Source organism: Pseudomonas sp. RW10S2 (assembly GCF_014268985.1).
Taxonomy (GTDB): Bacteria; Pseudomonadota; Gammaproteobacteria; order Pseudomonadales; family Pseudomonadaceae; genus Aquipseudomonas; species Aquipseudomonas wayambapalatensis.
The window spans coordinates 44,276-69,897 of the sequence record NZ_JABWRO010000003.1; the positions used below are offsets into that span (position 1 = coordinate 44,276).

Annotated in this window: 22 protein-coding genes; 12 read left to right on the forward strand and 10 right to left on the reverse strand. The window is 64.3% G+C overall.

What is annotated here, in order from left to right; translation table 11 throughout:
• Window positions 1–9: 9 nt before the first annotated feature.
• The 5 genes from kdpB to HU729_RS01565 all read left to right on the forward strand — a co-directional run bounded on the left by kdpB (window position 10) and on the right by HU729_RS01565 (window position 7,630).
• The gene (gene kdpB / locus HU729_RS01545; protein WP_186707997.1) at window positions 10–2,061 is read left to right on the forward strand and encodes a potassium-transporting ATPase subunit KdpB; all 2,052 of its coding nucleotides are present in this window, start codon (window positions 10–12) and stop codon (window positions 2,059–2,061) included.
• A gap of 13 nt (window positions 2,062–2,074) precedes the next feature.
• Window positions 2,075–2,638: a potassium-transporting ATPase subunit KdpC gene (gene kdpC / locus HU729_RS01550; protein ID WP_186666198.1), complete on the forward strand. Its 564-nt coding sequence runs from the start codon at window positions 2,075–2,077 to the stop codon at window positions 2,636–2,638.
• Between the two features lie 147 nt (window positions 2,639–2,785).
• Complete coding sequence (locus HU729_RS01555; RefSeq protein WP_186666196.1) at window positions 2,786–5,440, forward strand: sensor histidine kinase KdpD; 2,655 nt, start codon at window positions 2,786–2,788, stop codon at window positions 5,438–5,440.
• The gene (locus HU729_RS01560; RefSeq protein ID WP_186666194.1) at window positions 5,437–6,138 is read left to right on the forward strand and encodes a response regulator; all 702 of its coding nucleotides are present in this window, start codon (window positions 5,437–5,439) and stop codon (window positions 6,136–6,138) included. Before HU729_RS01555 ends, HU729_RS01560 begins: the two co-directional genes overlap by 4 nt.
• Before the next feature lie 139 nt (window positions 6,139–6,277).
• Window positions 6,278–7,630 (forward strand): MFS transporter, encoded by a 1,353-nt coding sequence (locus HU729_RS01565; protein ID WP_186707999.1) that lies wholly within the window; start codon window positions 6,278–6,280, stop codon window positions 7,628–7,630.
• A gap of 16 nt (window positions 7,631–7,646) precedes the next feature.
• Here HU729_RS01565 and HU729_RS01570 read toward each other — a convergent pair whose 3' ends face one another.
• Window positions 7,647–8,474, reverse strand: coding sequence for a helix-turn-helix domain-containing protein (locus HU729_RS01570; protein WP_238348279.1), 828 nt, complete (start codon window positions 8,472–8,474; stop codon window positions 7,647–7,649).
• 108 nt (window positions 8,475–8,582) lie between these two features.
• Here HU729_RS01570 and HU729_RS01575 point away from each other — a divergent pair, with 108 nt between their 5' ends.
• Both HU729_RS01575 and HU729_RS01580 read left to right on the forward strand, forming a co-directional pair.
• Window positions 8,583–8,888: a DUF2834 domain-containing protein gene (locus HU729_RS01575; RefSeq protein WP_186708050.1), complete on the forward strand. Its 306-nt coding sequence runs from the start codon at window positions 8,583–8,585 to the stop codon at window positions 8,886–8,888.
• Window positions 8,885–9,322 carry an MAPEG family protein gene (locus tag HU729_RS01580; protein ID WP_186666189.1) on the forward strand — a complete coding sequence of 146 codons (438 nt, stop codon included), beginning with the start codon at window positions 8,885–8,887 and terminating at the stop codon, window positions 9,320–9,322. Before HU729_RS01575 ends, HU729_RS01580 begins: the two co-directional genes overlap by 4 nt.
• A gap of 71 nt (window positions 9,323–9,393) precedes the next feature.
• Here HU729_RS01580 and HU729_RS01585 read toward each other — a convergent pair whose 3' ends face one another.
• From HU729_RS01585 to gloB, 7 genes are all read right to left on the reverse strand, one after another.
• The gene (locus tag HU729_RS01585; RefSeq protein ID WP_186708002.1) at window positions 9,394–11,001 is read right to left on the reverse strand and encodes an ABC transporter ATP-binding protein; all 1,608 of its coding nucleotides are present in this window, start codon (window positions 10,999–11,001) and stop codon (window positions 9,394–9,396) included.
• A 1-nt stretch (window position 11,002) separates the two neighbouring features.
• Window positions 11,003–12,022 (reverse strand): ABC transporter permease, encoded by a 1,020-nt coding sequence (locus HU729_RS01590; RefSeq protein ID WP_186666185.1) that lies wholly within the window; start codon window positions 12,020–12,022, stop codon window positions 11,003–11,005.
• A gap of 1 nt (window position 12,023) precedes the next feature.
• Window positions 12,024–13,097 carry a microcin C ABC transporter permease YejB gene (locus HU729_RS01595; RefSeq protein WP_186666183.1) on the reverse strand — a complete coding sequence of 358 codons (1,074 nt, stop codon included), beginning with the start codon at window positions 13,095–13,097 and terminating at the stop codon, window positions 12,024–12,026.
• Window position 13,098: 1 nt separating this feature from the next.
• A complete protein-coding gene (locus HU729_RS01600) occupies window positions 13,099–14,940 on the reverse strand; it encodes an extracellular solute-binding protein (RefSeq protein WP_186708004.1) in 1,842 nt (613 codons plus the stop codon).
• Entirely contained in the window at window positions 14,937–16,766 is a 1,830-nt protein-coding gene (locus HU729_RS01605) for an extracellular solute-binding protein (RefSeq protein ID WP_186708006.1), read from the reverse strand. Before HU729_RS01605 ends, HU729_RS01600 begins: the two co-directional genes overlap by 4 nt.
• A 183-nt stretch (window positions 16,767–16,949) precedes the next feature.
• Window positions 16,950–18,383, reverse strand: a complete 1,434-nt coding sequence (locus HU729_RS01610) for a lytic transglycosylase domain-containing protein (RefSeq protein ID WP_186708008.1) — start codon at window positions 18,381–18,383, stop codon at window positions 16,950–16,952.
• A 100-nt stretch (window positions 18,384–18,483) separates the two neighbouring features.
• On the reverse strand, window positions 18,484–19,263 hold the full coding sequence (gloB, locus tag HU729_RS01615) for a hydroxyacylglutathione hydrolase (RefSeq protein WP_186708010.1): 780 nt from the start codon (window positions 19,261–19,263) through the stop codon (window positions 18,484–18,486).
• A gap of 86 nt (window positions 19,264–19,349) precedes the next feature.
• On the opposite strand from gloB, the gene HU729_RS01620 reads away from it, so the two are divergent.
• The 4 genes from HU729_RS01620 (at window position 19,350) to HU729_RS01635 (ending at window position 23,776) form a co-directional block, all read left to right on the forward strand.
• The gene (locus HU729_RS01620) at window positions 19,350–20,108 is read left to right on the forward strand and encodes an SAM-dependent methyltransferase (protein ID WP_186666175.1); all 759 of its coding nucleotides are present in this window, start codon (window positions 19,350–19,352) and stop codon (window positions 20,106–20,108) included.
• A 46-nt stretch (window positions 20,109–20,154) separates the two neighbouring features.
• Window positions 20,155–20,601 (forward strand): ribonuclease HI, encoded by a 447-nt coding sequence (gene rnhA, locus HU729_RS01625; RefSeq protein ID WP_186666174.1) that lies wholly within the window; start codon window positions 20,155–20,157, stop codon window positions 20,599–20,601.
• A gap of 97 nt (window positions 20,602–20,698) precedes the next feature.
• Window positions 20,699–21,451: a DNA polymerase III subunit epsilon gene (gene dnaQ, locus HU729_RS01630; protein ID WP_346655280.1), complete on the forward strand. Its 753-nt coding sequence runs from the start codon at window positions 20,699–20,701 to the stop codon at window positions 21,449–21,451.
• Window positions 21,452–21,523: 72 nt separating this feature from the next.
• Window positions 21,524–23,776, forward strand: a complete 2,253-nt coding sequence (locus HU729_RS01635; RefSeq protein WP_186708012.1) for an Orn/Lys/Arg decarboxylase N-terminal domain-containing protein — start codon at window positions 21,524–21,526, stop codon at window positions 23,774–23,776.
• Here the strand turns inward: HU729_RS01635 and HU729_RS01640 are convergent.
• On the reverse strand, window positions 23,760–23,978 hold the full coding sequence (locus HU729_RS01640) for a hypothetical protein (protein ID WP_054894341.1): 219 nt from the start codon (window positions 23,976–23,978) through the stop codon (window positions 23,760–23,762). The genes HU729_RS01635 and HU729_RS01640 overlap by 17 nt on opposite strands.
• Before the next feature lie 156 nt (window positions 23,979–24,134).
• On the opposite strand from HU729_RS01640, the gene HU729_RS01645 reads away from it, so the two are divergent.
• The gene (locus HU729_RS01645) at window positions 24,135–24,695 is read left to right on the forward strand and encodes an NAD(P)H-dependent oxidoreductase (RefSeq protein ID WP_186708014.1); all 561 of its coding nucleotides are present in this window, start codon (window positions 24,135–24,137) and stop codon (window positions 24,693–24,695) included.
• Window positions 24,696–24,779: 84 nt separating this feature from the next.
• Here HU729_RS01645 and phnX read toward each other — a convergent pair whose 3' ends face one another.
• Complete coding sequence (phnX, locus tag HU729_RS01650) at window positions 24,780–25,607, reverse strand: phosphonoacetaldehyde hydrolase (RefSeq protein ID WP_186708016.1); 828 nt, start codon at window positions 25,605–25,607, stop codon at window positions 24,780–24,782.
• Window positions 25,608–25,622 lie beyond the last annotated feature (15 nt).

The window sequence follows — 25,622 nt, forward strand, 5'->3', positions numbered from 1 at the left end:
GATCCGAACATGAACATGCCCATTTCTGAAGTGAAAGCTACCCGCGCCGCCGACCAGACCCGCTTCGCCGCGCTCTGGCGCCCGGCCCTGGTACAGGCCTTCGTCAAGCTCGATCCGCGCCAGCTCAAGCGCTCGCCCGTGATGCTGGTGGTCGCCCTGACGGCGGTGCTGACCACGGTCCTGTGCCTGGTGCCTGGTAGCGGTGTGAGCACTGGCGTTGCGGTACAGATCGCCCTGTGGCTGTGGTTCACCGTGCTCTTCGCCAACTTTGCCGAAGCCTTGGCGGAAGGCCGCGGCAAGGCCCGTGCCGACAGCCTCAAGGCCGGCAGCCAGGGCCTGATGGCCCAGCGCCGTCTGGCCAATGGCAGCTTCGAAACCGTCGCTGCCACCGCATTGCGCAAGGACGATGTGGTGCGGGTGGTGGCCGGTGAGCTGATCCCGGGTGATGGCGAGGTGCTCGAAGGCATCGCCGCCGTCAACGAGGCGGCGATCACCGGCGAGTCTGCGCCGGTGATCCGCGAGTCCGGTGGCGACCGTTCGGCCGTGACCGGCAATACCCGGCTGGTTTCCGACTGGCTGCTGATCCGCATCACCAGCAACCCTGGTGAGTCGACCCTGGACCGCATGATCGCCCTGGTCGAAGGCGCCAAGCGCCAGAAGACCCCCAATGAGATTGCCCTGGATATCCTGCTGATCGGCCTGACCCTGATTTTCCTGATCGTAGTGGTGACCTTGCAGCCGTTCGCCCATTTCGTGGGTGGCAGCCTGCCACTGATCTTCCTCGCCGCGCTGCTGGTGACGCTGATTCCGACGACCATTGGTGGCCTGCTGTCGGCCATCGGTATCGCGGGTATGGATCGCCTGGTGCGCCTTAACGTCATCGCCCGCTCCGGACGTGCGGTGGAGGCTGCGGGCGACGTGCACACGTTGATGCTCGACAAGACCGGCACCATCACCTTCGGTAACCGCCGCTGCAGCGCCCTGCACGCAGCGCCCGGTGTTACCGCCAAGGAGCTGGGGGAGGGAGCCTTGCTTGCCTCGCTGGCCGACGATACGGCCGAGGGCAAGTCCATCGTCGACTACCTGCGCCAGTTGCACGATTTCGACGAACCGGCTGCCGCGCAGTACAGCGCCATCGCTTTCAGCGCCGAGACGCGTCTTTCGGGTATCGACTTCGGGCAGCGCCACTACCGCAAGGGTGCCGTGGACGCGGTGCTGGCGTTCGTCGGCCTGCAACGCCTGGAAATGCCGGCTTCGTTGGCCCGTGAAGTCGAGCGCATCGCCCAGAGTGGTGGCACACCCTTGCTGGTATGCGTCGACCGCCACCTGCTGGGGGTGATCCACCTCAAGGACGTGGTCAAGCCCGGCATCCGTGAGCGTTTCGCCGAGTTGCGCAAGCTGGGTATCCGCACCGTGATGGTGACCGGTGACAACCCACTGACCGCCGCAGCCATCGCCGCCGAGGCCGGTGTCGATGACGTGCTTGCCGAGGCCACCCCCGAGAAGAAGCTGGCGCGCATTCGCCAGGAGCAGAATGACGGCCGCCTGGTCGCCATGTGCGGCGACGGTGCCAACGATGCTCCGGCCCTGGCCCAGGCGGATGTCGGCATGGCCATGAACGACGGTACCCAGGCGGCGCGCGAGGCGGCCAACATGGTCGACCTGGACAGCGATCCGACCAAGCTGCTGGATGTGGTCCAGGTCGGCAAGGAACTGCTGGTGACCCGTGGTGCACTGACAACGTTCTCCATCGCCAACGACGTGGCCAAGTACTTCGCCATCCTGCCGGCCCTGTTCGCCTCGATCTACCCGCAACTGGGTGTGCTCAACCTGATGCGCCTGACCAGCCCGCAAAGCGCGATCCTTTCGGCGATCGTCTTCAACGCGCTGATCATCATCGTGCTGATCCCCCTGGCCTTGCGCGGCGTGCGCGTGCAGGCGGCAAGTGCCGCGCACCTGCTGCGACGCAACCTGCTGATCTACGGCGTGGGTGGCATCCTGGTGCCGTTCGCCGGGATCAAGCTGATCGACATGCTGCTCACTGCCCTGCACCTGGTCTGAAGGAGAGACTAACATGAGCACCTACGTACGCCCGGCCGTGAGCCTGGTCCTGCTGATGACCCTGGTCACCGGCGCGCTGTACCCGCTGGCGGTGACCGGTATCGCCCAGGTCGCCTTCCCCGATCAGGCCAATGGCAGCCTGGTGCGCGATGAGCAGGGGCAGGTGCGCGGCTCGGCGTTGATCGCCCAGGAGTTCAAGGGCGACGGCTGGTTCCAGTCGCGTCCTTCGGCCGGCGCCTTCGCTACCGTCTCCAGCAGCGCGAGTAACCTGGCGCCAAGCAACCCGGCGCTGGCCGAGCGGGTCAAGACCGATGCGAGCGCGCTCTACCAGCCTGAGCTGGGGCCGGTGCCGCAGGCCCTGCTGACCACCTCCGGCAGCGGGCTCGACCCGCAGTTGCCGCCGGAGGCGATTGCCTACCAGCTGCCGCGTGTGGCGGCGGCCCGGCAGATCCCTATCGAGCGCTTGCAAGCGCTGGTGGATGAGGCCACTCTGCGGCCATTGGTCGGCCCGCCCGTGGTCAATGTGCTGGCCTTGAACCAGGCGCTGGAGCGGTTGGCGCCTGTGACTGATCGCTGACATCCAGACCATGTCGCGGCCATCGCGGGGCAAGCCCGCTCCTACAGGTTCACCGGTGTTCACGAGAACGGCGCAGTACCTGTGGGAGCGGGCTTGTCCCGCGATGGCCTGCGAAGCAGGCCCCGGCCCCTTACCAAAGGATCAAGCATGAGTGATTCCGCCCGCGCCGATGCGCTGTTGGCGAGCCTGCCCCGCAACGGTCGCGGCAGGCTTAAAGTATTTCTGGGCGCCGCTCCCGGCGTGGGCAAGACCTTCGCCATGCTCCAGGCCGCCCATGCCCAGCAGCGCCAGGGGGTGAAGGTGCTGGCGGCGGTGGTGGAGACCCATGGTCGTGCTGAAACCGAGGCGCTGCTCGGTGGCTTGGCGCAGCAGCCTCTGCTGCGCAGCGAGTACCGTGGCGTCACCCTCGAAGAAATGGATCTCGACGGCCTGCTCAAGGCTGCACCGCCCCTGGCGCTGGTCGACGAGCTGGCGCATACCAACGCCCCAGGTAGCCGCCACGCCAAGCGCTGGCAGGATGTTCAGGAACTGCTCGCTGCCGGTATCGATGTGTATACCACGGTCAATGTCCAGCACCTGGAAAGCCTCAACGACAAGGTCCGCGACATCACCGGCGTGCAGGTGCGCGAAACCCTGCCCGACTGGGTGCTGCAGGAAGCCTTCGAGCTGGTGCTGATCGACCTGCCGCCCCGTGAACTGCTCGAGCGCTTGCGCGAAGGCAAGGTCTACGTGCCTGAGCAGGCACGGGCGGCGATCGATGCGTTCTTCTCCCAGACCAACCTCACTGCCTTGCGCGAGCTGGCCATGCAGACCGCCGCGGCCCAGGTCGATGCCGACCTTGCCCATGGCTACCGCCAGCGCGGCGAGCAGGCGCCGACCTTGCGAGGGCGCCTGCTGGTCGGGGTCGATGGCGATGAGCAGGCCGAGCGCCTGGTGCGCCATGCCAGCCGCGTCGCCCAGCGTCGGCATCTGCCGTGGAGCCTGGTGCATGTCGACAACGGCAGGCTGCGTGACGAGGGCGCGCGTCAGCGCCTGCAGGCTGCGCAGCAGTTGGCCGAGCGCCTGGGTGGCGAAGTCGTGGTACTCAGGGCCGGGGAGGTGGCGCGCACGCTCATACAGCATGCGCTGGAACGGCGGGCGAGCCTGGTGCTGGTCGGCCAGTCTCGCGATCGCCTGCGCCGTCGCCTGTTCGGTGCGGGCGTCGCCGCACGCTTGCTGCGCGACAGCCGGGGGTTGGAGATCAACGTGCTCGACCGCGACGCTCAACCCGCAGCGACACGGGCGGTGGTCAAGCGCGCCTGGGTCTGGCGCCACTATTGGCTGGCGCTGCTGGCGACCGTACTGGCGGCGGGGCTGGCCTGGGCCGTGTCCAGCGTGCTGGCATTGCCTAACATTTCGCTGGTGTTCCTCGCGGCGGTGCTGCTGGTCGCGGTGCGCAGCAGCCTGGGGCCTGCGCTGGCCTGTGCGGCGCTGTCGTTCCTGACCTATGACTTCCTGTTCATCCCGCCGAACTTCTCGTTCAGCATCCAGCGTGAAGAGGATGTGCTGACCCTGGTGTTCTTCCTGCTCATGGCCGCCCTGACCGGCAACCTCGCCGCTCGCCAGCGCCGTCAGTTGCAGGCGCTGCGCGAAACCCAGGGCGAGACCCGGCAACTGCTCGATCTGTCGCGCCGCCTGACCGTGGCCACGGATCGCCAGGCGGTGTTCAGTGCCGCTGGCCAGCACCTGGACGATTGGCAGGATATCCAGATCTGCCTGCTCGAACGCGATACCGAGGGTTTGTTGCAGGTCGCCAGCGGCGGGCCGCAGGCTTTTACCGACAACGAGCGCGCCGCTGCCGAATGGGCCTGGCAACATGGCCAGGCGGCAGGGCATGGCAGCGATACCTTGCCCCATGGTCGCTGGTGGTGGTGGCCGCTGGCGGTCGACGAGTCTCCCATGGCCTTGCTGGGTGTGCAGCCCGCCGCGGGCGAGCCCTTGAGCGCTCAGCGTCGACGCCTGCTGACGGCGCTGGCCGAGCCGCTGGCCCAGGCCCTGGCCCGCGCACGCCTGGCCGAGCAGCTCGAAGCTGCGCGCCTGCATGGCGAAACCGAGCAGTTGCGCAGCGCCTTGCTTGCCTCGGTGTCCCATGACCTGCGCACCCCGCTGACCGCCATGCGCGGCAGCATCGACAGCTTGTTGGCGCTGGGCGATGCGATCCCGCCGGATGATCGTCGTGAGCTGCTCGAAGGCACCCGCAACGAAGCCGAGCGCCTGGATCGTTACATCCAGAACCTGCTCGACATGACCCGACTGGGCCATGGCGGCCTGAAGCTTGCGCGTGACTGGGTGTCGCCCGGCGATATCGTCGGCAGTGCCCTCAACCGCCTGCGCGCGGTGCTTGCACCGCTGCGCGTGGTCACCGAGGTGCCCGCCGAGCTGCCACTGCTGTTCGTGCATGCAGCGCTGATCGAGCAGGCGCTGGTCAACGTCCTGGAGAACGCTGCGCGTTTCTCGCCGGCCAATGGTCGCCTGGCGCTGCGGGTGGCGGTGCAGGACGAGCGCCTGTGCTTCTCGGTTGCTGACCAGGGCCCGGGCATCCCGGTGGCCGAGCGCGAGAAGATCTTCGACATGTTCTACACCGCTGCCCGTGGCGACCGCGGCGGGCAGGGCACGGGCCTGGGGCTTGCGATCTGCCAGGGCATGATCGGCGCCCATGGCGGCAGCATCCTGGTCGGCGAGGGCATCGATGGCCAGGGCACCTGCATCACTCTATGCTTGCCATTGCCCCCTCAACCCGACAGCGACAGTGAAGCCCCATGAGCCAAGCCGCCACCCTTCTGGTCATCGACGACGAACCGCAGATCCGCAAGTTCCTGCGCATCAGTCTCGTGTCCCAGGGCTACAAGGTGATCGAGGCTGCGACCGGTGGCGAAGGCCTGGCCCAGGCGGCACTGAGCAAGCCTGACCTTGTGGTGCTCGATCTCGGCTTGCCGGACATGGACGGCCAGCAGGTGCTGCGTGACCTGCGCGAGTGGAGCAGCGTGCCGGTGATGGTGCTCTCGGTGCGTGCCAGCGAGGTGCAGAAGGTCGATGCATTGGATGGCGGCGCCAACGACTACGTGACCAAGCCGTTCGGTATCCAGGAGTTCCTTGCCCGGGTGCGCGCGCTGTTGCGGCACAAGCCCCAGGCGGGCTCCGGGCAAGCGGCCAGTGCCAGCTTCGGTGCGCTGGTGGTCGATTTCGCCTATCGCAAGGTCACCCTCGACGGCGTCGAGGTGGCATTGACGCGCAAGGAGTATGCGCTGCTGGCGCAACTGGCCGGACATCCGGGGCGGGTGATCACCCAGCAGCAGTTGCTCAAGGATATCTGGGGCCCGACCCATGTCGACGACACCCACTACCTGCGTATCGTGGTGGGGCATCTGCGGCACAAGCTGGGTGACGATCCGACCGCCCCGCGGTACATCATCACCGAGGCGGGGGTGGGGTATCGGTTGGTGGCGCCGCCATCGGTTTAAATGTTGCGGGCGATGCATCAGGCCGCAGCCCATCGAGGGATATAAGCCCGGTCAATGGTGGCAGACGTCTTGCACCTTACCCTCTAGATTTCGTCAGGCGTGCTGGAAGCCCTGAATAACGATAACGAGGGACCCGACCATGACCACCGCCACCCAAGCGTCCAACGCCTGGCGCATCTTGTTCCTGCTGTTCCTGGCCAACCTGTTCAATTTCTTCGACCGCACCATCCCCGCGATCATCATCGAGCCGATCCGTCTGGAGTGGCACCTGAGTGACTTCCAGATCGGCCTGATCGGCACGGCCTTCACCTTGGTGTACGCCATCGCCGGCTTGCCGCTGGCGCGGATGGCCGATACCGGTTCGCGCGCCAAGCTGATGGGCTGGGGCCTGGCGGCCTGGAGCGGGTTGACGGCAGTCAACGGCATGGTCGGCAGCTTCTGGAGCTTTCTGCTGGTGCGCATGGGCGTGGGCATCGGCGAGGCCAGCTATGCACCCGCCGCCAACTCGCTGATCGGCGACCTGTTCCCGGCCGAGCGGCGCTCGCGTGCGATGGGCATCTTCATGCTCGGCCTGCCGCTGGGCTTGTTGCTGGCGTTCTTCACCATCGGTGCCATGGTCCAGGCGTTCGACAGCTGGCGCGCGCCGTTCTTCATCGCGGCGGTGCCCGGCCTGCTGCTGGCGCTGTTCATCTTCATGATCCGCGAACCTGCGCGCGGCGCTGCGGAAACCGTGGCCATCTCCCAGGCGCCGGTTGATCGTCCGCTGCGGCGGGTGCTGAGCGTACCCACGTTCGCCTGGCTGGTACTGGCGGGGTTGACCTTCAACTTCGCCTCGTACGCCTGCAACTCGTTCATGGTGCCGATGCTGCAGCGCTACTTCGCCTTGCCCTTGCACGATGCGGCCGTGGCAACGGGGATGATTGTCGGTCTGAGTGGCCTGGTGGGCCTCACGCTGGGTGGCTGGGTGGCCGACAAGGTGCATCAGCGCTTTGCCAATGGACGCCTGTTGTTCGCCGCGCTGAGCATGTTGGTGGCCACCCTTGCCACCGCCTGGGCACTGTACGCCGGGCGTATCGAGCTGGGGCTGTTCGTCGCGGTGTTCGGTGTCGGCTGGCTGTTCTCCTACAACTTCTACACCTGCGTGTACACGGCGATCCAGGATGTGGTGCAGCCACGCCTGCGTGCGACTGCCATGGCGTTGTACTTCGCCGGGCTCTACCTGCTCGGCGGTGGCCTGGGCCCGGTGGTGGTCGGCGGGTTGTCGGATCATTTTGCCGTGTCGGCCATGGAGGCGGCGGGGCAGGTGGTGATGAGCGAGGCGTTCAAGGCCCAGGGGCTGCATGACGCGATGTACCTGATCCCGGTGGCGCTGATGTTGACCTTGGTGTTTCTGCTGGCGGCGTCGCGTTGCTTTGTGCGTGATGCGCAGAAGATGCGCGAGGGGATGGTGCTCGACCGCGAGCCTCTGGCAGGTCAACCCGCCGAAGCCTGAGCCTGTTCATCGTCGATCACGGCTGCCGCCCTGTTCCGATCAGGCCCTGTTCAAGGGCCTGCGTCATCACCTGCCATGTCTGGCTGTCGGCAGGAATCAAATGCTCGATCCGCAATGACGCCACCGTAATGTCCAGTGGCATGCCGAAGGTGGTGAAAGTCGACAGGAACCGCAGTTCGCCTTGCAGCGTGCGGACGCGGGTCAGTACCACGGGAGAGGGCGACGGGGGCAGTGACAGGGAGGGTGGCGTCGGCAGCCCTTGCAGCAGACGCGCCAGTTGTGGGTTGCCTATCGCCTCCCTGGCTGCCCGCTGCCAGGCGATTGCACGGATCTCATCGGCATTGATCAGATGATCGCCAAGCCCCCCTGGGCGCAACAGCGTGTCCAGCAGGTTGAAGCCGGTCTGTTGATTCACGGCGACGCTGGCCAAAGCAAACAGTACACCCGTGCTGGTATTGGCAGAGGTCACGTTCCAGTCGCTGTCGATGACGATTGCCGGCGCCGGGTTGTTGGCCTGGAGGATGTGCTCCAACGCATCGTGCACCATCTTCAGGGCTGGCGCATCCGGCGCCGACGCGCCGTAGCGCGGCGCATAACCCGCCGCGAGCAGCACTTCGTTGCATTGGTCCAGGGGCACCGCCAGCGCCGATAGCAATGCATGCAAGGTGCTGGGGCTGGCGCGTGCGCGCCCGGTTTCCACGCAGCTCAGATGGCGCTGGGAAACTCCGGCGATCAGCGCCAGGTCGAGCTGGCTCAGCCCTGCCTGGCGGCGCAGATGGCGCAGATGGTTGCCCGCGCCCTGGCTGGGCGTCGGCTGGAGTGTAGGAAATGGCAAGTGGCTCATGCTTGCACTCTGACTGTCCTTGTATGAAGCGTCCATGACCTGTCAGGTCATTGAGGCATGCACGATTCTATCACTACCTTGGATGCCCGACTTGCCGAGGAGTGGATGATGAAAGCCGAACATCTGGCGTTACCTGTGTTGATCGCCTTTGCGCTGTACACCGGCTGGACCATGGTGCTGGCCGAGCAGTCGCTCATTGCCTTTGGCTTGCAGTTGATGGCCAGGCCCGATACTGCGCAGGTGGTGATCGACCTGTACCTGATGGCAGCGCTTGCCTGCCTCTGGATGATTGACGACACCCGCGCACGTGGCGGGCGAATGATGGGGGTGTTGCCCTATGTGTTGCTCACGGCGGTGTTCGTCTCGATGGGACCGCTGCTGTACCTGGTAGTCCGGGGGAGGCGCATGCAATGAGCAGCGCCCTGTCCGTCTATGCCAGTTGCGTGGTGCTGTTGTTCCTGAAGATGCTGGCGATTTCCTGTTACCAAGGGTACTACCGGCTGCGCTGGCACGCCTTCGTCAACCCGGAGGATGCGGCCATATTCCGGCGTTCACCCCAGCGGGCGGAACGCCCGGAAGTGGTCCGGGCGATGCAGGCCTGGAGAAACGACCTGGAGAACATCCCCCTGTTCATTGCGCTCGGCGGGCTGGCGCTTGCGCTGGGTGCACCAGCCTCCATGACGGCATGGCTGAGTGGTGTGTTCACTGTGGCGAGGGTGCTGCACACGATGATGTATCTGACGGGCCTGCAGCCGTGGCGGACGCTGAGTTATGGCGTGGGGGTGATGTGTCTGATGGGGTTGGCCGGGACAGTCTTGCTGGAAGTCGGAGCACGGGCTATTGAATGAACCTGCGTGCAGGCGCCGTCTACAGCGGCGCCTGCTTCGCGGGCAAGTCGCAACGGCGCACAGGCGCAGGTTCAGTTGTCAGCCGTCTCCAGAAACGCCGCCTCCAGCAACTGCCGGGTATACGGATGTTGCGGCGCATGGAAGATCCCCTGCGCGTCGCCTTGCTCCACCACATGCCCATGCTTGATCACCATCAACTGGTGACTCAATGCCTTGACCACGGCCAGGTCATGGCTGATGAACAGGTACGTGAGGTTGTACTTCAACTGCAGGTTGCGCAGCAGTTCCACGACCTGCCGCTGTACGGTCCGGTCCAGCGCCGAGGTTGGCTCGTCCAGCAGGATCAAGGCCGGCTTCAACACCAGCGCCCGGGCGATCGCGATCCGCTGGCGCTGCCCGCCAGAGAATTCGTGTGGATACCGGTGCCGTGTACGCGGATCCAGCCCCACTTCCTCCAGCGCCGCAATGATCGCGGCTTCCTGCTCGGCGGGGGTGCCGATCTTGTGAATCCGTAACCCTTCGCCAACGATATCGGCCACGCACATGCGCGGGCTCAGGCTGCCGAACGGGTCCTGGAACACCACCTGCATCTCGCGCCGCAGCGGCCGCACTTCCTGCTGGTTCAGCCCTTCCAGCGACTGTCCGTGGAAGCGAATCCCACCCTGGCTTGCGATCAAGCGCAAGATCGCCAGCCCCAGCGTTGATTTACCGGATCCGCTCTCGCCGACGATCCCCAGGGTTTGCCCCTGCGGAAGGCTGAAATTGATCCCATCGACGGCTTTCACATGATCGACAGTGCGACGCAGCAGGCCCTTCTTGATCGGGAACCACACCTTCAGGTCGTTGACCTCCAGCAGCGGTTTGCCGACCGCGTTCGCCGCCGGGCCGCCGCTGGGCTCGGCATTGATCAGCATCTGCGTATAGGGGTGCTGCGGGGCCTTGAACAGCGTCTCGCAGTCGGCCTGCTCGACGATCTTGCCGCACTGCATCACGCACACGCGGTGGGCGATACGCCGCACCAGGTTGAGGTCGTGGCTGATCAGCAGCAGCGCCATGCCCAGGCGTGCCTGCAGGGATTTGAGCAAATCGAGGATCTTGAGCTGCACGGTGACGTCGAGCGCGGTGGTGGGCTCGTCGGCGATCAGCAGTTCGGGTTCGTTGGCCAGGGCCATGGCGATCATCACGCGCTGGCGCTGGCCGCCGGAGAGCTCGTGGGGCAGGGCCTTGAGGCGCTTCTTCGGGTCGGGAATGCCGACCAGTTCGAGCAGCTCCAGGGTGCGGGCGGTGGCCTGCTTGCCGGTGAGGCCTTTGTGCAGCAGGAGGATCTCGTTGATCTGCTTCTCGATGCAATGCAGCGGGTTCAGCGAGGTCATCGGTTCCTGGAAGATCATCGCGATGCGGTTGCCGCGGATGCGCTGCATGGGCTTTTCGCCCAGGTGCAGGAGGTCCTTGCCGCCATAGTGGATGGTGCCGCCGGGGTGGCGGGCGAGCGGGTAGGGCAGCAGGCGCAGGATCGAGTGAGCGGTGACCGATTTGCCCGAGCCGCTCTCGCCGACCAGGGCGAGGGTCTCGCCCTTGCGGATGTCGAAACTGATGCCATCGATCACACGATTGACCTGTTCGCCGGTGACGAACTCCACCGCCAGGTCGCGCACTTCGATCAGGGTGTCTTGGCTCATGTCATTTCCTTGGGTCGAAGGCATCGCGGGCGGACTCGCCGATGAACACCAGCAGGCTCAGCATCACTGCAAGCACGGCGAAGGCGCTGATACCCAGCCATGGGGCCTGCAGGTTGGACTTGCCCTGGGCGACCAGTTCGCCCAGCGACGGGGAGCCGGCAGGCAGACCGAAGCCCAGGAAATCGAGGGCGGTGAGGGTGCCGATGGCGCCGGTGAGGATGAACGGCATGAAGGTCATGGTCGAGATCATGGCATTGGGCAGGATGTGCCGGAACATGATCGGGCCGTTGCGCATGCCCAGTGCGCGTGCGGCGCGCACGTACTCGAGGTTGCGCCCGCGCAGGAATTCGGCGCGCACCACGTCCACCAGGCTCATCCACGAGAACAGCAGCATGATGCCGAGCAACCACCAGAAGTTTGGCTGTACGAAGCTTGCGAGGATGATCAACAGGTAGAGCACCGGCAGGCCCGACCAGATTTCCAGGAAACGCTGGCCAGCCAGGTCCACCCAGCCGCCATAGAAGCCCTGCAGGGCCCCGGCGATGACGCCGACGATGGAGCTGGCGATGGTCAGCGTCAGGGCGAACAGCACCGAGATGCGGAATCCGTAGATCACCCGGGCGAGCACGTCGCGACCCTGATCGTCGGTACCGAGCAGGTTGTCGGTCGAGGGCGGCGCGGGGGCAGGGACCTTCAGGTCGTAGTTGATGCTCTGGTAGCTGAACGGGATTGGCGCCCACAGCACGAAGCTGTCCTTCTTTTCCAGCAGTTCGCGGATATAGGGGCTCTTGTAGTTGGCTTCCAGCGGGAATTCGCCGCCGAAGGTGGTTTCCGGGTAGCGTTTGAACGCCGGGAAATACCACTCGCCGTCGTAGCGCACGGCGATGGGCTTGTCGTTGGCGATCAACTCGGCACCCAGGCTCAGGCCGAACAGGATCAGGAACAGCCACAGCGACCACCAGCCGCGACGGTTGGCCTTGAAGCGCTCGAAGCGCCGGCGGTTCAGGGGAGAGAGGGCCATGTCAGTGCTCCCGGCTGGCGAAGTCGATGCGCGGATCGACCAGGGTGTAGGTGAGGTCGCCGATCAGTTTCACCACCAGCCCCAGCAGGGTGAAGATGAACAGGGTGCCGAACACCACCGGGTAGTCGCGGTTGATGGCCGCTTCGAAACTCATCAGGCCCAGGCCGTCGAGGGAGAAAATCACCTCGATCAGCAGGGAACCGGTGAAGAAGATGCCGATGAACGCCGAGGGGAAGCCGGCAATCACCAGCAGCATGGCGTTGCGGAATACATGGCCGTAGAGCACGCGGTTACGGCTCAGGCCCTTGGCCTTGGCGGTGATCACGTACTGCTTGTTGATCTCGTCGAGGAAGCTGTTCTTGGTCAGCAGGGTCATGGTGGCGAAGTTGCCGATCACCAGCGCGGTGATCGGCAGCACCAGGTGCCAGAAGTAGTCCATCACCTTACCGGCGGTGGACAGTTCGTCGAAGTTGTTCGAGGTCAGGCCCCGGAGCGGGAACCAGTCGAAATAGCTGCCACCGGCGAACAGCACGATCAGCAGGATGGCGAAGAGGAACGCGGGGATGGCGTAGCCGACGATGATCGCCGAGCTGGTCCAGACGTCGAAGTGGCTGCCGTGGCGCACTGCCTTGGCAATCCCCAGCGGGATCGACACCAGGTACATGATCAATGTGCTCCACAGCCCCAGCGAAATCGACACGGGCATCTTCTCGGCGATCAGGTCGATGACCTTGGCATCGCGGAAGAAGCTGTCGCCGAAGTCGAGCTGGGCGTAGTTCTTGACCATGATCCACAACCGCTCGGGGGCTGATTTGTCGAAACCGTACATACGTTCGATTTCAGCGACCAGCGCCGGGTCCAGGCCTTGGGCCCCTCGGTAGTTGGAGCCGGCCACCGACACTTCGGCGCCGCCACCGGCGATGCGGCTGGTGGCGCCATCGAAACCCTCGAGCTTGGCGATCATCTGCTCGACTGGGCCGCCGGGGGCGGCCTGGACGATGATGAAGTTGATGATGAGGATGCCGAACAGGGTCGGGATGATCAGCAGCAGGCGGCGCAGAATGTAGGCAAGCATGTCAGTTTGCCTCGTCCACGAGTGGCACGCGTGCTTCGCTGATGGCAGGGGTCACGTCGGGCTTGATCCACCAGGTGTCGATGCCGATATCGTATTTGGGTGACACCTTCGGATGGCCAAGGTGGTTCCAGTAGGCGACGCGCCAGGTCTTGATGTGCCAGTTGGGGATGACGTAGTAACCCCACAGCAGCACACGGTCCAGCGCACGCGTGTGGGCGACCAGGCTCTGGCGCGAGTCGGCGTTGATCAGGTCTTCGACCAGTTGGTCGATGGCCGGGTCACGCAGGCCGATGGTGTTGCGGCTGCCCGAGCGGTCGGCGGCGGCGCTGGTCCAGTATTCGCGTTGTTCGTTGCCCGGCGAGTTGGATTGCGGGAAGCCGCCGACGATCATGTCGAAGTCGCGCGAGCGCAGGCGCGTGATGTATTGCGAGACATCGACGCGGCGGATGGTCAGGTCGATACCCAGGTCGGCCAGGTTGCGCTTGAACGGCAGCAGGATGCGCTCGAACTCGGTCTGTGCCAGGAGAAACTCGATCGACACCGGCTTGCCCTGGGCATCGACCATCTTATCGTTCTCGATCTTCCAGCCGGCGTCCATCAGCAACTGGTAGGCCTTGCGTTGCTGCTCGCGAATCATGCCACTGCCGTCGGTGACGGGGTTGTGGAACACCTCGGTGAAGACCTGCTCGGGAATCTTGCCGCGCAGCGGTTCGAGGATCTTCAGCTCGTCGGCGGAGGGCAGGCCCGTAGCGGCCATCTCGGAGTTTTCGAAGTAGCTGCCGGTGCGGGTATAGGCGCCGTTGAACAGCTGCTTGTTGGTCCATTCGTAATCGAGCAGCAGGCTCAGGGCCTGGCGCACGCGGATGTCCTGGAACACGGGTTTGCGCAGGTTGAAGATGAAGCCCTGCATGCCGACCGGGTTGCCGTTGGGCAACTCTTCCTTGATCAGGCGCCCGTCGCGCACCGCCGGGACGTTGTAGGCGGTGGCCCAGTTCTTCGCGCTGACTTCCAGGGCATAGTCGAACTGCCCGGCCTTGAGTGCTTCGAGGGCGACGGCGGTGTCGCGGTAGGAGTCGAAGGTCATGGCGTCGAAGTTGAACATGCCGCGGTTGATCGGCAGGTCCTTGGCCCAGTAGTCCTTGACCCGCTCGTAACGGATCGAGCGTCCGGCCTTGACCTCAGCGACCTTGTACGGGCCACTGCCCAAGGGGATCTCGAGGTTGCCGCGGGTGAAGTCGCGGGTCTCGTACCAATGCTTGGGCAGCACCGGCAATTGGCCCAGGATCAGCGGCAGCTCACGGTTGTTGCTGTGCTTGAACTTGAACAAGACACGCAGCGGGTCCTCGACGATCACCTCCGAGACATCACCGTAGTACTGGCGGTACAACGGCGCACCTTGCTGGGTGAGGGCGTTGAAGCTGAACACGACATCTTCGGCGCGCATGGGATGGCCGTCATGGAAGCGTGCTTCAGGTCGCAAGTAGAAGCGTACCCAGCTGTTGTCGGGGGCCTTTTCGATCTTGCCGGCGACCAGCCCGTACTCGGTGAAGGGCTCGTCCTGGCTCTGGCGCATCAGGGTGTCGTAGATGATGCTGATGTTGTCGGCCGATACACCCTTGTTGATGAAGGGGTTGAGGCTGTCGAAGCCGCCGAAGCTGGACTGGCGGAAGGTCCCGCCCTTGGGGGCATCTGGATTGACGTAGTCGAAATGCTTGAAGTCGGCGGGATACTTGGGCGGTTCGTCGTAGAGCGTCAGGGCATGTTGCGGGGCGGCCAGAGCGGGCAGGCTCAGGCAGGCGAGCAACAGGCTGCAGGCCAGGCGCAGGCGAGGCGTCGGCATCATTTGGCTTTCTCCGAAGTCTTGAGCCACCAGCTGTTCAGGCCCAGGGTGTAGGGCGGCGTGGTGACGAAGGCGAACCGGTTGCGGTAGGCCAGGCGATGGTTGTCCAGGTACCAGTTGGGAATCATGTAGTAGTGCCACGACAGCACCCGGTCAAGCGCGCGTGCAGCGGCGACCTGGTCATCGCGGGTGCGGGCGGCCATGAGCGTGTCGAGCAGGTGATCGACCACAGGGTCCTTGATGCCCGCGTAGTTCTTGCTGCCCTTGACGGTGGCCTGGCTTGAGTGGAAGTACTGCCACTGCTCGAGTCCGGGGCTGAGGGTCTGGTTCAGGGTCATCAGGATCATGTCGAAGTCGAATTGGTCCAGCCGTTGTTTGTACTGGGCTCGGTCTACCGTGCGCAAGCGCGCGTCGATGCCGATGCTGGACAGATTTTCGACATAAGGTTGCAGGATGCGTTCCAGATTCGGGTTTACCAGCAGCAACTCCAGGCGCAACTGGCGGCCTTTTGCATCGACCAGGCGCTGCCCGTCGAGCTTCCAGCCGGCTTCGCCGAGCAGGCCCAGGGCTGTGCGCAAGGTCTGGCGGTCGATGCCGCGCCCGTCGGTCTGGCTGACCTGGTAGGGCTCGGTGAAGAGCTTGGCGGGCAACTGTTCGCGAAACGGTGAGAGCAGCAGCCATTCCTTGCCGGTGGGCAGCCCGCTGGCGGTGAATTCACTGTTGGGGTAGTAGCTGGTCGAGCGACGGTAGGCGCTGCTGAACAGGGCGCGGTTGGTCCACTCGAAATCGAGCATCAGCCCCAGGGCCTGGCGCACCTTCGGGTCGGCGAAGGCCTCGCGTCGGGTGTTCATGAACAGGCCCTGAGTCTGGGTCGGGATCCGGTGCGGGATTTGCGCCTTGATCACATCGCCACGGCGGATTGCCGGGAAGTTGTAGCCATTGGCCCAGTTCTTGGCCTGGTGTTCGATGTAGATATCGAACTCGCCAGCCTTGAAGGCTTCGAAGGCCACGGTAGCGTCACGGTAGAACTCGAACTCCACGCGGTTGAAGTTGTACTTGCCGCGGTTGACCGGCAAATCCTTGCCCCAGTAGTTCTTCACCCGGCTGAACACCAGGCGCCGACCGGGCTGCACTTCGGTGATGCGATACGGGCCGCTGCCCAGCGGAGGCTCGAAGGTGGTGGCCTTGAAGTCACGGTCTTGCCAGTAGTGCTTGGGCAGCACTGGCATTTCGCCCAGGCGCAGGATCAGCAGCGGGTTGCCGGCGCGCTTGAAGACGAAGCGGATACGCAGAGGCCCCAGAATGTCGACGCGCTGCACTTCCTGCAGGTTGGTGCGGTACAGCGGGTGACCCTCCTTGAGCAGGGTGCGGTAGGAGAAGGCCACGTCGGCCGAGGTGATGGGGTGTCCGTCATGGAAACGCGCCTCGGGACGCAGGTTGAACACCACCCAACTGCGGTCTTCGCTGTATTCCACCGAGCGGGCGATCAGGCCGTAGCTGGAGGTCGGTTCGTCGCCTGAAGGATCGTACTGGCCGGTGCCGACCATCAGGGTCTCGTTCAGCTCGTTGACGCCGTACTGCTGGAAGTTCGGCGTCGAAACAGGGCTGGTGCCCTTGAAAGTGTAGGGGTTGAGCGTGTCGAAGGTGCCGAATGCCATGGCCCGCAAGGTTCCGCCCTTGGGCGCCTGCGGATTGACCCAGTCGAAATGGGTGAACGTGGCCGGGTACTTGAGCGTGCCGAACTGCGCATAACCGTGGCTTTCGGTCACGGTGGCGGCTGCGGGGAAGCTCAAGGCCAGGCTCAGTGACAGGAGGAGGGGTCTTATCAAGTCTGGGATCCGGTCAAGGCGGCGTTGGGCTTGGTCCGGCGTACAGTAACAGCTTGTCTGGAATGGAAAAAGGGTGGGGCGGGGGCGGTTGTGGGAGCGGGCTCGCCCGCGAAAAGTACACCGCAATGCATGGCGCCTGCTCTGCCGGCGGTTCGCCGCTCTCCCAAGCCCGTGCCTACACAGTCAGCGCGTCAGGTAGACGGTGAGGGTCTGGCCGGGCTTGAGTGCCTGGCCGCTGCGCGGGTTCCAGCGTTTGAGGTGTTTCATCTCGACGTTGAAACGTTTGGCAACCAGATAGTACGAGTCGCCCTTGCGCACCTTGTACTGGGTAGAGCGCTGCTTGGCTGCCGCGACACGGTTGGCCGCGGCGCTCGGGGCATTGCCACCGCGCAGGGCCAGGACCTGACCGACTTTCAGGCTGCTGCCCGAGAGACGGTTCCAGCGCTGGATGTCTTTGACCGACACACGGTTGGCCTTGGCGATGGCGCCCAGGTTGTCGCCGCGCTTGACCCGGTAACTGCTGGTCGCGGCCGGTGCCTTGGCTTCGGCGAGGGCAGCCTGGAACACGGCCTTGTTCGGTTGCAGGCTGACCAGTTGCTCGGGCTTGAGATTGGACAGGCTGCTGGTCAGCAGTTGCGCCTTGGCGGTGGGGACGAGCAGTTGCTGCGGGCCATCGACCGTCATGCGTTTCTTGAACGCGGGGTTGAGCTGGATGAGTTCGTCTTCGTCGATGTTGGCGAAGGCGGCGACGCGGGTCAGGTCGAGGCGATCGTTGATGGCGACGGCTTCGAAGTAGGGCTCGTTGGCGATGGGGCTGAGGTTGACGCCATAGGCCTGTGGCGTCAGGACCACCTGCGACAGCGCCAGCAGCTTGGGCACATAGTCGCGGGTTTCCTGGGGCAGCGGCAGGTTCCAGTAGTCGGTCGGCAGGCCGAGGCGCTCGTTGCGCTCGATCGCCCGGCTGACGGTCCCTTCACCGGCGTTGTAGGCGGCCAGGGCAAGCAGCCAGTCGCCATTGAACATGTCGTGCAGGCGGGTCAGATAGTCCAGCGCGGCGTTGGTGGAGGCGGTGATGTCGCGACGGCCGTCGTAGAAGTTGGTCTGGCGCAGGTTGAAGTGGCGCCCGGTGGACGGAATGAATTGCCACATGCCCGCCGCGTGGGCGCGGGAGTAGGCCATCGGGTTGTAGGCGCTTTCAATGGCCGGCAGCAGGGCCAGCTCAAGCGGCATGTCGCGTTCTTCGAGGCGCTCGACGATGTAGTGCAGGTAGAGGCTGCCACGCTCGCCGGCGTTCTCGAGGAAGCTCGGGTTGCTGGCGAACCACAGGCGCTGTTGCTCGATGCGCGGATTGACGTCGATGCCATCTTGCAGGGCAAAGCCCTGGCGCATGCGTTCCCAGACATCCTCGGGGGCTTTCTGCTCGGCCGGCTTGATCATCAGCGGCGCCGGTTTGTGCTTGATCCGGGCCTGGTAGTTGTGCGCGCGAACGCTGTCGGATTCGTCGACCTGACGGGTGCTCTGGCAGCCCACGAGGGTGGCAGCCAAAGCGAGTGCGCTAACCTGGGCCAGGCGCGTCAGGGCGGCGGAATGAGCGGTGCGGCGGCTACGGGAAGACATCGGCGGACACGGTTTTCCGGGCAAAAAATTTCGGCGATTCTAGAAACCGCATCCGGTTGGGTCAACCTTGGATGTCCTCCTGCGATATATCGTGAGGTTATCAGAAGCCGTCTTTCCAAGACCTCAAGGCAGCAAAAACAGCGGGTTGGGATTCGTTTGAATGTCCCTTCCATTCGTCTGCTTTTTGTTTAACGGATGTTTCAGTTGTGCGAAGAAACGGATTGGTCAGCCGCTCCAGGCCGATGGTCGAGGGCAGGGTGATGCGATTGTCGGCACGCAGGCGGGTAACCTCGTTGAAACGCTGGAGAACATCCTGGTTCTCCGGCTCTACGGCCTTGGCAAAACGCAGGTTGCTCAGGGTGTATTCGTGGGCGCAGTACACCTCGGTCGCCTCCGGCAGCTCGGCCAGGCGCTGCAGGGCAGGTTGCATCTGTTCGGGTGTGCCTTCGAACATTCGCCCGCAGCCGGCGGCGAACAGGGTGTCGCCGCTGAACAGCAGCGGGGTCGGATTCTGTGCGCTGTAATAGGCGATGTGGCCGAGGGTGTGGCCAGGTACGGCGAGCACCTCGAAGGTCAAGCCCAGTGCCGTCACGCTGTCGCCGTCGTCCAGCGCCACGTCGCGGGCCGGAATGCGTTCGTTGGCCGGCCCGTAGACTTTGGCGCCGGTCGCCTGCTTGAGCTTCTCGACGCCGCCGACATGGTCGTTATGGTGGTGAGTGATGAGGATATCGGTGAGCGTCCAGCCGGCATGGGCCTCGAGCCATTGCAGCACCGGGCCGGCGTCGCCGGGGTCGACCACCGCGCACTGGCGTTTGGCAGTATCCTGTAACAACCAGATGTAGTTGTCGGAGAAAGCGGGAAGGGCATCGATCTGTATCATGGCGCGGATCCGAATCATCTGGCGTGGGACATGAAGGCATCTTAGCCGCGATGGCGTGGCCGGAGAAACCTTCGAGGGAGAATGCAATGACCGACCAAGCCTTTGCCCAGGCCGACCCCGAGTGGTTGGAGCTGATCAGCCTGGCCCGCGACTGGTTCGCCGGGCCCATCGGGCAACTGATGCTCAAGGAAGAAGAGAAACTGCTCGAAGAGGAGCTGGGCCGCTTCTTCGGTGGTTTTCTCGTGCACTATGGGCCGAGCGCCGAGACGCCGCCCAGTGCCCCGCAGGTGCAACGCACGGTACGCCTCGGCGCGCCATTGCCCGGAGTGGAGATCGTCTGCGAGGAACAGGCCTGGCCGCTGTCCGAGCATGCGGCCGATGTGGTGGTGCTGCAGCATGGCCTGGATTTCAGCCTCTCGCCCCACGGTCTGTTGCGCCAGGCTGCCAGCGCAGTACGCCCGGGTGGGCACCTGTTGATCGTTGGCATCAATCCTTGGAGCGCCTGGGGCGCGCGGCACTTTTTCGGCCGTGGAGCGCTACGCAAGGCGCGCTGCATCTCGCCGTCGCGGGTTGGCGACTGGCTCAACCTGCTGGGGTTCGCGCTGGAGAAACGCCGCTTCGGGTGCTATCGTCCGCCGCTTTCCTCCCCTGTCTGGCAACAGCGCCTGGCGGGGTGGGAGCGGATGGCCGGGGGATGGCAGACCGCAGGCGGGGGTGTTTACCTGCTGGTGGCGCGCAAGATGGTAGTAGGCCTGCGACCTCTGCCCATGGAGCGTCGCGAGCCGATGGGCAAGCTGTTGCCCCTGCCGCTGGCCAAGGTCAATCGTCGTCACAGCGAGCCCTGACCGCGCCGTCCGCGATCGATAACCTGCAAGCGAACGAAGGCGGTACATGAGCGATAGCGTCGAGATCTACACCGATGGTGCCTGCAAGGGCAATCCTGGCCTGGGTGGCTGGGGCGCCCTGATCGTCTATAAGGGCGTCGAGAAGGAACTGTGGGGCGGCGAGCGTGACACCACCAACAATCGCATGGAGCTCATGGCTGCGATCTGCGCGCTGATGGCGCTCAAGCGCGAATGCGACGTGGTGTTGACCACCGACTCGCAGTACGTGATGAAAGGCATCACCGAATGGATGGGCAACTGGAAGAAACGTGGCTGGAAGACCGCCGCGAAGGAACCGGTGAAGAATGCCGACCTGTGGAAGTTGCTCGATGAACAGGTCAACCGGCACAAGGTGACCTGGAAGTGGGTGCGCGGGCATATCGGGCATCCGGGTAACGAGCGGGCCGATCAGCTGGCCAACCGCGGGGTCGATGAGTTGCGCGCGCAGGGGTGATGCAGCCTCACCTTGAACGCATCCCGCGCGCTGGAAAGTCTGAAACCCGTTTGATGTATACTCGTCCCCTTTCCCAGAAGTCGCTTGGAGCCCCCGCGTGGAGCAGCAGAACACCCGACTGATCGTCCTCGATACCGAAACCACCGGTATGCCGGTCAGCGAAGGCCACCGGATCATCGAGATCGGTTGCGTCGAGGTCATTGGCCGGCGCCTGACCGGGCGCAACTTCCACGTCTACCTGCAGCCGGACCGCGAGAGCGACGAGGGCGCCATTGGCGTTCACGGCATCACCGACGCCTTCCTGCTCGACAAGCCGCGCTTCGCCGATGTCGCCGAAGAATTCTTCGAGTACATCCAGGGCGCGCAACTGGTCATCCACAACGCGGCGTTCGACGTTGGCTTCATCAACAACGAATTTGCCTTGATGGGCCGGCAAGACCGCGCCGACATCTCCCAGCACTGCACCATCCTCGACACCCTGATGATGGCGCGCTCGCGCCATCCGGGCCAGCGCAACAGCCTCGATGCGCTGTGCAAACGCTACGGCATCGACAACTCAGGCCGCGACCTGCACGGCGCGCTGCTCGACTCGGAACTGCTGGCCGACGTCTACCTGGCGATGACCGGTGGCCAGACCAGCCTGTCGCTGGCCGGCCAGGGCGCTGAAGACAACGAAGGGCAGGGCGGCAATGGTAGCGAGATCCGCCGTATCGTCGGGCGTCAGCCGGGGCGGGTGATCATGGCCAGCGAAGAGGAGCTCGAGGCACATTCCGAGCGTCTGGCAGCAATCGCCAAGTCGGCGGGGGCGCCGGCCATGTGGCAGGCACTGAGCGAAACGCCAGCAGGCTGACACTGCCCATACAGTTGCCCTGAGGCTCGACTACCCTGAAATGGACACGCGTCCTTCGGAGGTAGCAGCCTGATGTACAAGGACCTCAAGTTCCCCATCCTCATCGTCCACCGTGCGATCAAGGCCGACAGTGTCGCCGGTGAGCGCATACGGGGTATCGCCGAGGAGCTCAAGCAGGATGGCTTCGCCATCCTCGCCGCCGCCGACCATGCCGAAGCGCGTCTGGTCGCCGCCACCCACCACGGCCTGGCCTGCATGCTGATCGCCGCCGAAGGCGTCGGTGACAATATCCATCTGCTGCAGAACATGGCCGAGCTGATCCACCTGGCGCGGCTGCGTGCACCGGATCTGCCGATCTTTGCCCTGGGCGAGCAGGTTACCCTGGAAAATGCACCTGCCGAGGCGATGAGCGAGCTGAACCAGTTGCGTGGCATCCTCTACCTGTTCGAAGACACTGTGCCGTTCCTGGCCCGACAGGTGGCGCGGGCTGCGCACAATTACCTCGACGGCCTGCTGCCCCCTTTCTTCAAGGCGCTGGTGCAGCACACTGCGCAATCGAACTATTCCTGGCACACGCCCGGCCACGGTGGTGGCGTGGCGTATCGCAAAAGCCCGGTGGGCCAGGCCTTTCACCAGTTCTTCGGCGAAAACACCCTGCGTTCGGATCTCTCGGTCTCGGTGCCGGAGCTGGGGTCGTTGCTCGATCACACCGGGCCGCTGGCCGAAGCCGAGGCCAGGGCTGCGCGCAATTTTGGTGCCGATCATACGTTCTTCGTCATCAATGGCACCTCGACCGCCAACAAGATCGTCTGGCACGCCATGGTCGCGCGTGACGACCTGGTGCTGGTGGACCGCAACTGCCACAAATCGGTGGTGCATGCGATCATCATGACCGGTGCCATCCCGTTGTACCTGTGCCCGGAGCGCAACGAACTGGGCATCATCGGGCCGATCCCGCTCAGCGAGTTCAGCCGCGAGTCGATCGCGGCCAAGATCCAGGCCAACCCCCTGACCCGTGGTCGTGCGCCGCGCATCCGCCTGGCGGTGGTGACCAATTCCACCTATGACGGTCTGTGCTACCACGCCGGCCAGATCAAGCTGGCCCTGGGTGCGAGTGTCGAAATACTGCATTTCGACGAGGCCTGGTTCGCCTACGCTGCTTTCCACGATTTCTTCCGCGGGCGCTATGCCATGGGCACCGCCCGCGAGGCCGACAGCCCGCTGCTGTTCAGCACGCACTCTACCCACAAGCTACTGGCTGCCTTCAGCCAGGCCTCGATGATCCACGTGCAGGACGGCGCCCTTCGCCAGCTTGACCGCGATCGCTTCAACGAGGCGTTCATGATGCATATATCGACCTCGCCCCAGTACAGCATCCTGGCATCGCTGGATGTTGCCTCGACCATGATGGAAGGCCCGGCCGGGCGATCACTGTTGCAGGAGATGTTCGACGAGGCCCTGAGCTTTCGTCGCGCGCTGGCCAACCTGCGCGCGCACATTGCGACCGATGACTGGTGGTTCAGCATCTGGCAGCCGCCGGCGGCCGAAGGTATCCAGCGCCTGGACGCGCAGGACTGGTTGCTGGAGCCCGGCGCCCAGTGGCACGGCTTTGGCGACGTGGCACAGGACTATGTGCTGCTCGATCCGCTCAAGGTGACCCTGGTGATGCCAGGGCTGACCGCCGAGGGCGTGCTCGGCGAGCATGGGATTCCAGCGGCGGTGGTGAGCAAGTTCCTCTGGGAACGTGGGTTGGTGGTAGAGAAGACCGGGCTGTACAGTTTCCTGGTGCTGTTCTCCATGGGGATCACCAAGGGCAAGTGGAGCACGCTGCTGACCGAATTGCTCGAATTCAAGCGCCACTATGACGCCAATACGGCCCTGCAGCTGTGCCTGCCCAGCGTCGTGGCCGTCGCACCGTTACGATATCAGCGGCTGGGCCTGCGCGACCTGTGCGAGCAATTGCACGACTGCTACCGTGCCAATGCCACGGCCAAGCAGCTCAAGCGCCTGTTCACCCGCTTGCCGGAAGTGGCCATGAGCCCGGGGCAGGCGTACGACCGGATGGTCAAGGGGGAGGTCGAAGCGGTGCCGATCGAGCAATTGCTCGGGCGCATCTCGGCGGTGATGCTGGTGCCTTATCCGCCAGGTATTCCGCTGATCATGCCGGGCGAACGCTTCACCGAGGCGACCCGTTCGATCCTCGACTACCTGGCCTTCGCCCGAGCCTTCGACAGGGGCTTTCCCGGCTTCGTTGCCGATGTCCATGGCCTGCAGCATGAAGGCGAGGGGCCCTACACGGTGGATTGCCTCACGGAATGCGGATGATCTCGACGCCGCTCTGGGCCAGTTCGAAGCGGTCTTCACCCAGGTAATTGACCCGGTCGCCGATGGCCAGGCGATAGGTGGTGATCGGCGCGCCAAGGGTGCTGCCGTCCGCCTGCAAGGTCGACTCCTGGAATTCATGCACCGGGTAGATGCGGCCTTCGGCGTCGCGGGCGTGGAATTGGCCGACCAGTACTGCTGCCATGTAGGTTGAAACCTCTGAAATATGGAGAAATATCTGCAGACATAGACCAGCGAAGGGGGCGGGAAGTTTTCTTGTTACGGAAAAAAACCTCGAGGGTGGAGAAGGGTCATCTATAACTACACAGTTCCCCTTTCCCAGCAGAGGATGCAAATCGCCATGAGCCAGGTCTATTCGGTAGCGGTCGTTGTCGGCAGCTTGCGCAAGGACTCCTACAACCGCAAGGTGGCCCGCGCCCTTTCGGAGCTGGCGCCGTCCAGCCTTAGGTTGAAAATCATCGAGATCGGTGATCTGCCGTTGTACAACGAGGATGTCGAGGCCGCGGGCGTGCCGGCACCCTGGCAGCGTTTTCGCGACGAGATCCGCCGCAGCGATGCAGTGCTGTTCGTCACCCCGGAGTACAACCGCTCGGTGCCGGGGGCGTTGAAGAACGCCATCGATGTTGGCTCGCGACCTTACGGGCAGAGTGCCTGGGGCGGCAAGCCGACGGCGGTGGCCAGTGTGTCGCCGGGGGCGATCGGTGGCTTTGGTGCCAACCATGCATTGCGCCAATCGCTGGTCTTTCTCGACATGCCCTGCATGCAGATGCCCGAAGCCTACATCGGAGGCGCGGCGACATTGTTCGACGAGGCGGGCAAGCTCAGCGACAAGACTCGGCCGTTCCTGCAGGCATTCATTGACCGGTTTGACGCGTGGGTGAAGCTGAATCGGGCGGTCTGATAGCGCTCGTTATCCTTTTCGCGGGCAAGTCGCAGTGGCTGTTCGCCGCTGCGACGTGCCCGCGAATGCGTCATTGCCCATCCATCACACGCCTTGCGGCATTTCCCCCTTGGCCAGCCGCCGATTGATATCGGCCACCACCTCCGGCAGCTCGTTGATGGTGTCGATCAGGTAGTGCGGTCGCGAACCCTCGAACAGCGTATGAATGTGCTTGCGCTCCTGCTCCAGTTGCTCGGCACTCAGCGCCTGGTATTGCTCCCAAGTCAGCCCCAGCGCATTGCCCGAGCACACCAGCGCCACTGTCCACATCCCGGCACGACGGCCTTCCAGAATGCCCGGTACGGTGTCGTCCACCTTCACGCACGCGGCGACATCGTCGATGCCCAGGGCAATGACGTTGGCCAGGGCCTGGGCCGGCCATGGGCGACCGTTGGGCGTTTCGTCGGTGGCCACCACGTGATCGGCGACATAGCCATTGCGTGCTGCCAGCTCTACCACCTTGTCCATCACCACTTTCGGGTAGCCCGAACACGAGCCGATCTTCAGGCCCTCGTTGCGCAGCCCGGTGAGAGTGTCCAGTGCACCGGGAATCAGCGCCGAATGCACGGCGATCTTCTCGATCTGCAGGGGCATGAAACGTTCGTAGATGGCCGTGACGTCATCATCGGTCGGGGTACGGCCAAATACCTTGCGGTAACGCTCGGCGATTTCCGGCACATCGCACAGGGTGCGGATATGGTCCCACTTGCCCATGCCCATCGGCCCGCGGGCCTCATCGATGGATACCTCGACATCGAATTCGGCAAAGGCCTCGACGAAGATCTGGGTCGGGGCGAAGGAGCCGAAGTCGACGACGGTGCCGGCCCAATCGAGGATGGCGGCTTGCAGCTGGGTGGGGTTGCTGTAGTTCATGTGCGCGATTTCCTT

What these genes read in the sequence shown, in the direction of transcription:
- HU729_RS01560 (WP_186666194.1), top strand. Translation starts at nt 5,437, where the DNA reads ATGAGCCAAGCCGCCACCCTTCTGGTCATCGACGACGAACCGCAGATC.
- HU729_RS01555 (WP_186666196.1), top strand. Translation starts at nt 2,786, where the DNA reads ATGAGTGATTCCGCCCGCGCCGATGCGCTGTTGGCGAGCCTGCCCCGC.
- HU729_RS01575 (WP_186708050.1), top strand. Translation starts at nt 8,583, where the DNA reads ATGAAAGCCGAACATCTGGCGTTACCTGTGTTGATCGCCTTTGCGCTG.
- HU729_RS01640 (WP_054894341.1), bottom strand. Translation starts at nt 23,978, where the DNA reads ATGGCAGCAGTACTGGTCGGCCAATTCCACGCCCGCGACGCCGAAGGC.
- HU729_RS01600 (WP_186708004.1), bottom strand. Translation starts at nt 14,940, where the DNA reads ATGATGCCGACGCCTCGCCTGCGCCTGGCCTGCAGCCTGTTGCTCGCC.
- HU729_RS01620 (WP_186666175.1), top strand. Translation starts at nt 19,350, where the DNA reads ATGACCGACCAAGCCTTTGCCCAGGCCGACCCCGAGTGGTTGGAGCTG.
- HU729_RS01585 (WP_186708002.1), bottom strand. Translation starts at nt 11,001, where the DNA reads ATGAGCCAAGACACCCTGATCGAAGTGCGCGACCTGGCGGTGGAGTTC.
- HU729_RS01595 (WP_186666183.1), bottom strand. Translation starts at nt 13,097, where the DNA reads ATGCTTGCCTACATTCTGCGCCGCCTGCTGCTGATCATCCCGACCCTG.
- HU729_RS01570 (WP_238348279.1), bottom strand. Translation starts at nt 8,474, where the DNA reads ATGAGCCACTTGCCATTTCCTACACTCCAGCCGACGCCCAGCCAGGGC.
- HU729_RS01565 (WP_186707999.1), top strand. Translation starts at nt 6,278, where the DNA reads ATGACCACCGCCACCCAAGCGTCCAACGCCTGGCGCATCTTGTTCCTG.
- HU729_RS01580 (WP_186666189.1), top strand. Translation starts at nt 8,885, where the DNA reads ATGAGCAGCGCCCTGTCCGTCTATGCCAGTTGCGTGGTGCTGTTGTTC.
- HU729_RS01590 (WP_186666185.1), bottom strand. Translation starts at nt 12,022, where the DNA reads ATGGCCCTCTCTCCCCTGAACCGCCGGCGCTTCGAGCGCTTCAAGGCC.
- HU729_RS01635 (WP_186708012.1), top strand. Translation starts at nt 21,524, where the DNA reads ATGTACAAGGACCTCAAGTTCCCCATCCTCATCGTCCACCGTGCGATC.
- rnhA (WP_186666174.1), top strand. Translation starts at nt 20,155, where the DNA reads ATGAGCGATAGCGTCGAGATCTACACCGATGGTGCCTGCAAGGGCAAT.
- kdpC (WP_186666198.1), top strand. Translation starts at nt 2,075, where the DNA reads ATGAGCACCTACGTACGCCCGGCCGTGAGCCTGGTCCTGCTGATGACC.
- HU729_RS01610 (WP_186708008.1), bottom strand. Translation starts at nt 18,383, where the DNA reads ATGTCTTCCCGTAGCCGCCGCACCGCTCATTCCGCCGCCCTGACGCGC.
- kdpB (WP_186707997.1), top strand. Translation starts at nt 10, where the DNA reads ATGAACATGCCCATTTCTGAAGTGAAAGCTACCCGCGCCGCCGACCAG.
- gloB (WP_186708010.1), bottom strand. Translation starts at nt 19,263, where the DNA reads ATGATACAGATCGATGCCCTTCCCGCTTTCTCCGACAACTACATCTGG.
- HU729_RS01645 (WP_186708014.1), top strand. Translation starts at nt 24,135, where the DNA reads ATGAGCCAGGTCTATTCGGTAGCGGTCGTTGTCGGCAGCTTGCGCAAG.
- phnX (WP_186708016.1), bottom strand. Translation starts at nt 25,607, where the DNA reads ATGAACTACAGCAACCCCACCCAGCTGCAAGCCGCCATCCTCGATTGG.